11 protein-coding genes are annotated in these 9,713 nt (G+C 32.3%); 9 read left to right on the top strand and 2 right to left on the bottom strand.

The features are described 5' to 3' along the window. The first annotated feature begins 279 nt into the window (after positions 1-279). The 3 genes from JFT89_RS15025 (at position 280) to JFT89_RS15015 (ending at position 1,949) form a co-directional block, all read left to right on the top strand. The gene (locus JFT89_RS15025; RefSeq protein ID WP_002188105.1) at positions 280-753 is read left to right on the top strand and encodes a helix-turn-helix transcriptional regulator; all 474 of its coding nucleotides are present in this window, start codon (positions 280-282) and stop codon (positions 751-753) included. Between the two features lie 38 nt (positions 754-791). Continuing rightward, positions 792-1,172, top strand: a complete 381-nt coding sequence (locus tag JFT89_RS15020; RefSeq protein WP_002188104.1) for a hypothetical protein — start codon at positions 792-794, stop codon at positions 1,170-1,172. Positions 1,173-1,748: 576 nt separating this feature from the next. After that, positions 1,749-1,949 (top strand): cold-shock protein, encoded by a 201-nt coding sequence (locus JFT89_RS15015; protein ID WP_000434815.1) that lies wholly within the window; start codon positions 1,749-1,751, stop codon positions 1,947-1,949. A 252-nt stretch (positions 1,950-2,201) separates the two neighbouring features. On the opposite strand, the gene JFT89_RS30670 is transcribed toward JFT89_RS15015, so the two are convergent. Next, a complete protein-coding gene (locus JFT89_RS30670) occupies positions 2,202-2,384 on the bottom strand; it encodes a hypothetical protein (protein ID WP_016121227.1) in 183 nt (60 codons plus the stop codon). 486 nt (positions 2,385-2,870) lie between these two features. Between JFT89_RS30670 and JFT89_RS15010 the strand changes: the two genes are divergently transcribed. Both JFT89_RS15010 and JFT89_RS15005 read left to right on the top strand, forming a co-directional pair. Next, positions 2,871-3,479: a DUF3967 domain-containing protein gene (locus JFT89_RS15010; RefSeq protein ID WP_201040309.1), complete on the top strand. Its 609-nt coding sequence runs from the start codon at positions 2,871-2,873 to the stop codon at positions 3,477-3,479. A 160-nt stretch (positions 3,480-3,639) separates the two neighbouring features. Continuing rightward, positions 3,640-3,837, top strand: coding sequence for a hypothetical protein (locus JFT89_RS15005; protein ID WP_172555814.1), 198 nt, complete (start codon positions 3,640-3,642; stop codon positions 3,835-3,837). Positions 3,838-4,038: 201 nt separating this feature from the next. On the opposite strand, the gene JFT89_RS15000 is transcribed toward JFT89_RS15005, so the two are convergent. Then, a complete protein-coding gene (locus JFT89_RS15000) occupies positions 4,039-4,155 on the bottom strand; it encodes a YjcZ family sporulation protein (protein ID WP_002069235.1) in 117 nt (38 codons plus the stop codon). A gap of 400 nt (positions 4,156-4,555) precedes the next feature. Between JFT89_RS15000 and JFT89_RS14995 the strand changes: the two genes are divergently transcribed. The 4 genes from JFT89_RS14995 to JFT89_RS14980 all read left to right on the top strand — a co-directional run bounded on the left by JFT89_RS14995 (position 4,556) and on the right by JFT89_RS14980 (position 9,271). After that, positions 4,556-5,650 carry a DNA sulfur modification protein DndB gene (locus JFT89_RS14995; protein WP_242488411.1) on the top strand — a complete coding sequence of 365 codons (1,095 nt, stop codon included), beginning with the start codon at positions 4,556-4,558 and terminating at the stop codon, positions 5,648-5,650. After that, positions 5,643-6,707, top strand: a complete 1,065-nt coding sequence (locus JFT89_RS14990) for a DNA sulfur modification protein DndB (protein ID WP_201040308.1) — start codon at positions 5,643-5,645, stop codon at positions 6,705-6,707. Before JFT89_RS14995 ends, JFT89_RS14990 begins: the two co-directional genes overlap by 8 nt. Before the next feature lie 429 nt (positions 6,708-7,136). Beyond that, entirely contained in the window at positions 7,137-8,372 is a 1,236-nt protein-coding gene (locus tag JFT89_RS14985; protein WP_201040307.1) for a plasmid recombination protein, read from the top strand. Positions 8,373-8,632: 260 nt separating this feature from the next. Next, on the top strand, positions 8,633-9,271 hold the full coding sequence (locus tag JFT89_RS14980; protein ID WP_002188106.1) for a MarR family transcriptional regulator: 639 nt from the start codon (positions 8,633-8,635) through the stop codon (positions 9,269-9,271). The last annotated feature ends 442 nt before the right edge of the window (positions 9,272-9,713 follow it).

Raw genomic sequence — 9,713 nt, 5'->3', positions numbered from 1 at the left:
TACGTTAAGTTCCTGGGGGCTAGCCCCCAAACCCCCAGCCAGCACTCACACCCAAAAACAAGGGGAAAACCTCTTTTAGGGGTACCTCCACATCGCTATCAAGCTAAGAAATACAAATATCCTCAAAACGAGCTAACTTCTCATGGATAACTGTGCAATGACCATTTTTATGGCTTATTCAATTATTTCTTACAAGATTTAGGGGGCGAGTTGAAAACGGATTGATTTTAGTGTAAAATTACACTAAATAAAACATTTGTTACTTTTGGAGGGGAGAAAGTGAATAAGGAGCTTACAATTGAACTCATTTCAACGAAAATAAAGTTAATACGTACTGAAAAAGGATATACACAGGATAAAATGGCTGAAGTTCTCGGCATTTCAAAAAAAACGCTTGTTCAAATTGAGAAAGGGAGAACGAATGCAGGTTGGACTAACACCGTTGCTATTTGTGCATTGTTTAGGGATAGTGAGGTTTTACAGTCTTCTCTTGGGGATGATCCATTAGTAGTAATCGAAACAATGGCCCACAATAGAACTAGCAACTTCAAAGAAAAAACATTGGGAGGAAAAGTCTGGTGGAAACAGATTCAAGAAAAAGGGAACTTTCGTTTACAACAAAATCTGATTAGTCAGCATTATCGTATTTTAGACAAACATGATTACCGTTGGTTTAATTCGTTTGATCAAGAAGAAGCACTAGATCAACTTAATAAATTAGCAACAGATTCAGAAAATCAAATAACCCCTTAAAACTACAATGAGCGAAAATAAATAGGAGGAAATTACATATGATCATCTTGAGTCTTCTTTGGATTCTCTATGTACCTTATCTTGTATTGTGCGGTTTTGTCGGTGGGATTTATCTAATTATTACTGGTGTTAAATATCATAAATTACTAGCCAGTGTAATGGGATTACTCAGCGTTTTCTTTGTCGTACTGCCTTATGTTTTTTGGGGTATTGGGGTTGATGGAGATAAATATCTTCCCATTCCAACCGAACTATACTGGATTCTATTTTCTTTAACTGGGCTACTAGCGGCATTCATTGGATTACGGTCAAAACTTAAAGGCATACGCAATATGGGATTTATTATTTTTACTAGTGGAATAGTAGGCGACCTTTTCTATTATTTAATGTCTGTACCTGATTCAATGTATATCAGATAGTTTTTACTAAACTCAACGCATCTACTACTATATGGGGTACCTCCACATCACTATCAAGTTAAAATTTTATAGTATCCCCAGAACGAAATTTTGTGCTAACTTCTAACAAAAAACTTATTTTTGGAGAGAGGATTTTAAATTCTTAAGTTGATGGGCATGGGGTACCGCCAGCATTTTGGAAAAAACCATGCTAAGCAAAAAATAAAATAAGCCGCCCATATGGACAGCTTATTTACATAGAATTCGTTATCAGAAGTAAAATTTAACTCGAAAATAGCTAATTTTATCAATTGTTGAATGTCTGAAAAAAATCAAATCAATGATATTGTCGAGATCCGTTGGCAACTTCTTGCTGTGATGACTATCATAGTGACTTTTTCTCCAGCAACCACTATTAGTGGCTAGTTACCATAAGGACTTATTTTTGAAATTTGCTATTTTTTAGAAAATATGTTAATCTAAGAATGACCTATTTTTGTTCGGTTTGAGATTAAGAATAAATTTTGTTTTTCGTCTAAGGTATTTGAGCAAGGGTAGTAACACATGTGTGGGTATCCATACTAGGAGGCAACAATTATGGAACAAGGTAAAGTAAAATGGTTTAATGCAGACAAAGGTTTTGGATTCATCGAGCGTGAAGGTGGAGAAGACGTATTCGTACATTTCTCAGCTATCCAAATCGACGGTTTCAAATCTTTAGACGAAGGACAACGTGTAACGTTTGGAGTAGAACAAGGACAACGTGGCGCACAAGCTACTAATGTTCAAATAGCTTAATATTAGCTGATGAAAGACCCTCTTGTAGGGTCTTTTTTTGATTTTGTTACAATATTCCGAATACAACTTTTTTAAGGGGATTTGGGGTGCTTAACTTTTAATGAAAAAGAAGACGTTAGAAATCATAATTTTAGCATTATGGGGTACCGCCAACAAAACGCGAATTTTGTACGCTAAGCAAAAAAAAACAATAAGCTGTCCACTTGGACAGCTTATTTACATAATTTTCGTTATTGAAAGTTACTTTTTGTTTTATTTTTTCTCACTAATTTTAAGTCGTTTTGCATTTATGAAAAATGCGCTCCCAATTACGAATATAACAGAAGAGATATACATTGTTATCCCTGAATATTCATTATCAAATATTGTAGTATTAAGCAAATTAACAAACACCATCAATATAAGTGATATGTACAATCCTTTAATATATTTCACTTATGTCCCTCCCTTACTTTTTTCTTTTCTTCTTTTTCCCTATTTTACCATTTTAAAAAGATGATATGTTGTTTGATTTTGGTTGTATATCGTATTCATGTGAAGTTAACATAACGTCTCATTATCGGTAGTAAATACTTTGATAGAATCCTTGATTTTACAAGTCTTTTTGTCTCTATGTCTATTTATTTTTTATACGTGATTTTATACATGGTTGATATAGCGGGGATCCGGAGGATCCTTTCTATTCTTTTTTTGCATAAAATCTTGTATAAATAAAAAAGATTTTGATGCTGGTATCCAGATGTAATGAGTATTCAATTTTAAAATTTATATGTGTTCCTAAGATTGGGTCTGTAATATGAACTATACAAATTATCTATGTAAAGATTATGGGAGTTAAGAATTTGAAACAAGTGATACGTGAATTATTAGGAAAAAGGGTATATCATTGCTATAGCGAATATATTTTTGAGGTGAGACGCTATGAAGACGTTATATAGTCCTGGCGACGTGGCAGAGCAATTAGGTATCCAATCTAGTACATTACGTAAGTATGCTGATGTACTAGAAAAAGAGGGTTATACTTTCATAAAGAATGAACGTGGGCATAGGAAGTATAGAGAAAGTGATGTAATGGTGTTTCGTAAGGTTATCAATCTAAAGAACGACACAGACATGACATTAGAAAACGCCACAAAACAAATAGTATCATGGCATCAAGGCGTTGAGGTATTGCCATTAGAGCGACACGAAATTGAGCGCTATGAAGAACCGGATTTCAGCGCTACAACGCTACAGACGATGCTTCAAGATCAAAAAGAGGTCATTGAAAAGCAAAATGAATTACTACAAGAATTAAGCAAACGTTTAGTCGAACAAGACCAGCGATTCGCACAAAGAGAATCAGAGTTATTGAGCGCTATACAAACGATACAGGAATCCCAAACGCTTATAGCGACGAATACTAGTGAAGACGTAGCGAAGAACCAGAGACGCGATGAAATGCTCATGCAAACAATAAGGGAAGTCCAGGAAGTTAAGAAGATGATTGCAGCAAGTAAAGATAAGAAATGGTATGAGTTTTGGAAATAATCTTTTGAAATTTGATTAATTATCTCTTGTCACTTCTAAAAAATATAGGAAAATGAATACAAAAGTAAAGCTTAGAATTATATGAGAACTCTGAGCTTTTTGGGATACTACTAATAATTGGATTTTATGTGAACTAAATCTTAGGAAGAAGGAATTGAAAATGAATAAGAAATGTCCTAATTGTGGTTCTAGAGAAATCGGGCAAGATTCATTAAATGCCCAAGCATGTTTAAGACTTATTAGTACGAATAACCTTTTTAATCAATTTTCAAGAGTGATTGCTGATGTTTGCACGGAGTGTGGTAACATTTTATCTATGAAAGCAGAACATCCAGAGTATTTTAAAGTAGATAAATAAAAATTACTGATAATATAGATTATGTGAATGAAAAATCCCTTTAGAAGGAAGATCTGAAGGGATTTTTTTATAGATTTTGAGATACATGGACTGCTGATAAGTGGTGTTATGGTAACTTTGGTTGTGTAGAGAATATATATTGGTTTTTTTTGCCCATAAAGAAAGGACACTCTTATAAGAGTGTCCTTTCTGATAGTTTTTTTAGCAGAAACAAGAAGCTCCAACTATGATTAATAAAATAAATAATACAACTAATAAAGCAAATCCTCCAGCAAAGCCGCCGCCTCCACAACTACCACAACTACCACCAAATCCCATAATACTTCCTCCTTCAGATAAGAGGATCAAACACGGGGTCACTCATGTATTTTAACGGATTCACTTTACTTTATGTTTTTACGTATTAATTGAGCAGGTCCTTTTGAAAGTAAAGAAGATATTGATTTATGATTCAATATCTTCTTTACTTATAGTGTTTTGAATGTATACTTTTGTTATGTATTTTGAGGATATCAGGGGAATTGGTGTGAAGTCAATATTTAAAGGGAAATGAATGTAAACTAATATTTAAAAGTTTACATTGAAGGATAAGAAAAGTTCTGAAATTCTCATGTGTGTTTTTAACTGCGAAAAAAACAGAATTTTGTTATAATTAAGACGACAAAGAGAAATTTATATGACAAAGAGAAATTTATTTGTTTTAAAGGGGGATTCTTAATTGAATTTATTGAGTGTATCTGATGATTCTACTAATTATTTAACAATGTTTGGAATTGAAGGAAATCAATTTGGTCATAAGGTAATTTCTTTACAGTGTACAGTTGACTATGTTTTAAAATTTTTAGAGATTGATAATTCTGTACAGCGTGACATGCTTGAAAAGCAAGTTTCGTCTATTTCTAAATATATTCAGTATGGTTTAGATGGAAATGATATTTATTTTCCACCTTTGATTTTTTCTGCGAGAGGAAAAGGAAAGTTTAATCTTTTGACTAATGAATTTTCAATTAGAACTCAAGATAGAATGGTTATTTTAGATGGACAGCATAGAATAAAAGCTTTTGAAATGATAATAAAGAGATTAGAAACAAGTAATGATTTAGAAGATAAAAGAAAGTTAGATTATGTGAAGAAATTCCCTCTTACAATTCAAATATTTAGTAATTTAAATTCAGAACAAGAGAGACAATTATTTACAGATGTTAACACTAAATCTTCACCAGTTAGTAATACTTTATTAGTTATGTATAAGGATAATGATTTATGTGGGAAATTAGTTAAAAGTGTTATTTACAATCATCCTTCTATTTCTTCAGATAAATTTGAAATTAGAGCGAAATCAACACAAACAAAGTTGATGACAGCTTTTGTTTTATATAATTTAGTACTTACATTAAATGAGGCTATTATTGTTGTTAAGGGGACAAATAGTAAATTGAACCCTGGAAATTATGATTTATATAGAAAAAATATAGAAGACTTTTTAACTTTATTAATAAAGTATGCTCCGGATCAAAGTCTTAATAGAAATAAATATATTATTATGAATCAAAATGTTTTAAAAGGAATTGCTAAAGCAATATTTATATTAAAAAAAGAAAACGATAATTTTAATATGGAGGAATTTTTCAATCAAATTGTTTCTCCATTTGATTGGTCACATAAGAATAAAAAATTTAAACAAGTAGGTATTCCTTATAATCCTAAAAATAAAAAATATAGAATTAATATAGGTACTAGAACTACTTCGCAAATTTGTGATCTTTTATTAAATGAGTTTTCCCAAAAAAAGGAGGTAGTTATCAATGTTTGAAACTAAATTAAAAGGAATAATAAATATCATAAATGGTAACAAAGGTATGATGACTACCCAGATTCTTGTTAGAGATGTCCTTGATATTTATAGTATTGATAAATCAGTAAATAGAGATATAAATTATAATAGGTTAAAACCTCTTTCTACTTATATTAATTCGTATGATTCTGAAGTAGGTATCTTTTTACCTTCTCTTATATTTTCTTTTGATGAGGATCCATCTTATTTATATAATATGGTTACAAAAGAGCTAACTATCCCTTTGGGATCAAAATTAAAAGTATTAGATGGACAACATCGTATTAAAGGATTAGAAGACCTTTTAGAACGTTCGGAAGATCGTGGAAGAAAAGATGATATATTAAATAGTAGTATAACGGCTCAAATTTATTTTAATTTAAAAGAGTATGATGAAAAGAATTTATTTGCTGATATTAATTCTAATGCTAAGCGTGTTTCAATGTCATTAGTAACTAAATATGATACAAGAGATATTACAAGAGTTTTAGTAAGAGATCTTTATAATGTATCTAAGCCTTTGCAAGTTGTAGGTGTAGAATTTAATAAAAGTAGGATAGTAAGACCTACTAGTACTTCATTTTTTACTAGTGCTCGTTTAAAAATATTTATTATGAATTTTCTTTTTGGTAGAGTTCAAAAAGTTTCTAAGAAGATTGAAAAATTGCTTAAAGAAAATTATGATGAAGTGTTAGTTTTTCTAGAGAAATTCTTTACTATCTTGTTTAATATACTTCCTTCTGATCCTGGAGATGTTAGAAAGTATGTATTAGGGCATGAAGCTTTGCAAACAGCTTTAGCCTTATATTTACATGAGGCTATAATTTTAGAATCTGAGAATGATTTGAACTGGTTTTCTGATTGGGAAACAGAGATAGAAAGATTGAAATTAATAGATTGGAATGTTTCTAGTTCATTATGGCAACCATATTTAATGAAAAATAGAGTAAATACTAATTATGAATTTGATGGCTTTATAGAGAATAATCCTAATGGGTCATTAAGTGTATTACATCGAGAGTTGTTAGAAAACTAAAGTTATAAAAAACTAAAGTTATAAAAAACTAAAGTTATAAAAAACATTAAGTATTTTATGTCAACGGTAAGCGGAACGAAGTGAGCATTAAGGAGTTGATATAATCACTACACCCAGACCCTCTTGTGGTTTGTCAAACGGTACCCCCGTTTGACCCTGCCTACCGGCGAGGGAGCCCCCTCAAAAAGTGAGGGGGTTGGGGGAGTTTTTGAGGAGGTCTGGGGAATGTTTCCCCAGTGGGTTTGGGCAAAGCCCAAGGTTTGTTTTTGCCATGCTAAGCATGGCTCGGCAACGCCGAAAAGCGTCGCAGACCCCTATTGATTTTGATGCGTAGTGTCAAAATACGTATAGGGTTACGTCAATTGACACAATTTCGTCGCCTTGCTAGACTTATTGTATCAATTAATCTAGGGGAAGTGGTGGCACTTTATGTTGTTCTCTATCTCATTTAATCAATCTCACCAAAGTTCATTAAGCCATAATAACAGAGAAAACATTTATGGGAATCCTGGCATCGATCCATCCAGGTTAGACGAGAATATCTACTTTGTTCAAAAGGATATCCGAAGTGTATACAAGGATGTCTTTCAAGAAGTGGTGGACAAGTATAATGAGAAGCAAAAACGAAATGACCGTAAGATCCAGGACTACTATGACAAAATACATAAAAATGAAAAGACACATGAGCAACGAGAATTGGTTGTAGCGGTTGGAGAGGGTAAAGATGACCCAAAGTATAGGGAAGCTAAAAAAGAAGCGTTAAAACAGTATGCAGAGGCGTTTCAAGGGCGAAATCCAAATCTAGCAGTCTATAACATGGTTTTACATGATGATGAAGCGAATCCGCATTTACATATTAACTATGTACCGAATTTCGAAAGTAGTCGAGGATTAACGAGGCGTGTCGGAATGGATAGAGCCTTGCAACAACAAGGTGTCGAGGGAACGGGAAGAAAGTTAATTGCACATTGGAGAGAATTAGAAACGGCCTATATTGAGCAATTGACTAAAGAGAATATTCCGAATTTTGAACGTGCTAATGTAGGTTCACATAAGTACATGAAAGTCCGTCAATACAAGGAATATGCTGAAGCAGTTTCTAATATAGAGAATCAATTTAACGAGATAAGCAAGCGATTACCTAATAATAAAATTACGTTAAAGACCAAAAAGAAAGAGATCAAGACAGAGGTAAAACCAAAATTAATTGGTAAACCGGAAATCATTGAGAAAGAGACAGGTAATTATGTTTTTTCTCCAAAGCAACTCGAAAAAGTAGAAGAATTGATAACTGCAGCAGTCACTGTAAAAAAAGATTATGAGCGTTTGCAGAATACTGATTTGGTAAAAGAAAATAGGGAACTAAATCGTCAAGTTGATAGTTTGTATGATTCTTTAAAAGAATCCCAAAAGATAAATTTAGAGTTGAAAGAGGAAAATAGAAAATTAAATACTGAAATAGGCTCATTAAAAATTCATATAAAGGATTTGAAGGAGAATATAAGAGTTTTGTATCAACAGACGAAAAAAGCTTTTAAAGAGAAATTTAAGGTGTTTAGAGGGATTATTAAAAATGAATTGGATAGCAAGGGAATAGATAATCAATTTGAACGTGAACATAAGAGAGAAATAAGCAAACATCGGAACTTTGATAGGGAAAGATAGGATTGATAATGATGAAAGCATTGAATTGTATGAGTTTGAAGCAGAAAAAGAGGATCGAATGTTGTGTTTTTGTAAGAGATGGAAAGCTTTAACAAGGTGTTTCATGTTATTATAAAGAAAGACGTATAAACGAGAAAAACCGCCCATGCTTTGGACGGCAGGCGGTTTTTCTTAATAAGGTTGGAATCAACCAATATATATTCTATATACATTCTAACATATAAAAGTTGATTCCTTCCACTAAGGGAGAGAATTATTTTATGACAAAAGTTATAGATTTTGGACAAGCTGAAAAAAAAGCGAAAATAAGAGATAGCAAGATTGATAGTATTTATGACCAGTTGCAAACTGGTGGTTATTCGGAAGAAGAAAGAGCTATGCTTTTACAGATGTTAAGTAAAATGTCTGGTGGGGAAGAATATTTCATAGGTAAAAAGAAAAAACCTACAGATCGGGTGAGATTTGTGCAAATTATAATGGATAATATAGATTATCTGATTGAAATAGGTTATCTAAGCAGTAAGGAAGAAGCTTTTTTATTCAAATTAACTTCATCTGTAGAATTTAAAACCAATGTTCTTGTAGAACGTGAGACAAATAATCCAGCATCACCTACATATTTAGCTGAAAAGTTTAAAATGACTCGTCAAAGTATTTCTAGTGTCATGAATGGTTTATTAAAAAAAGGAGTATTAGCAGTTGCACAATCAGGTGTTACAACTGAAGATGGACGAGTTTGTACTAGTCGTACATGGTTTGTAAATCCAAATGTTATGTGTTGCTCTCCTAAAGATGGAATAGATAAAGCCACTCAACATATTTTTAGGGATTCATTAAGAAATTTTAAAATTGAAGATCAAGGAAAGAAAAAACATAAATTACCCATTTATTTATTTTAAAAGAATGCAAAAATTTTCTTGCATTCTTTTTTTTGTTTTTATTTACCTTTTTTTAGGTGTCACTTTTTTTTGACACTGGTGTCGCTTTTTTTTGACACCCTATCTTCTATAAACCCTTGATATTACTGACTTTCTTTACTTTGCTCTTCTCACTCTTATATATAGGGCTAAAAGTTCCGCAAGGAACGGGTTGTATTTTTGAGAAAATCACTCAAAAATCTCCACCCTCAATATCAAAAAGTCGGTTCGTTAATCCTCACCTAAAGGCTATCGCCTTCTCTTTTTGATATTGTCCTTGCAAAACTTTTTTCGGCGGGTTTTTAGCTTTCGCCAAGCCGAACAGACCAAAAACGGGATTAAGTTGTTCGACTTGGATCAGCAATTATACCCGCCGAACCGCTAGTTCTATCGATTTAAATAATAAGCTTATTTCATATTCAGT

This window comes from Bacillus sp. TH25 (genome assembly GCF_016650935.1).
Taxonomy (GTDB): domain Bacteria; phylum Bacillota; class Bacilli; order Bacillales; family Bacillaceae_G; genus Bacillus_A; species Bacillus_A mycoides.
The sequence above is the reverse complement of the archived record's forward strand: the minus strand, read 5'-3'. Positions and strand labels throughout refer to the sequence as shown.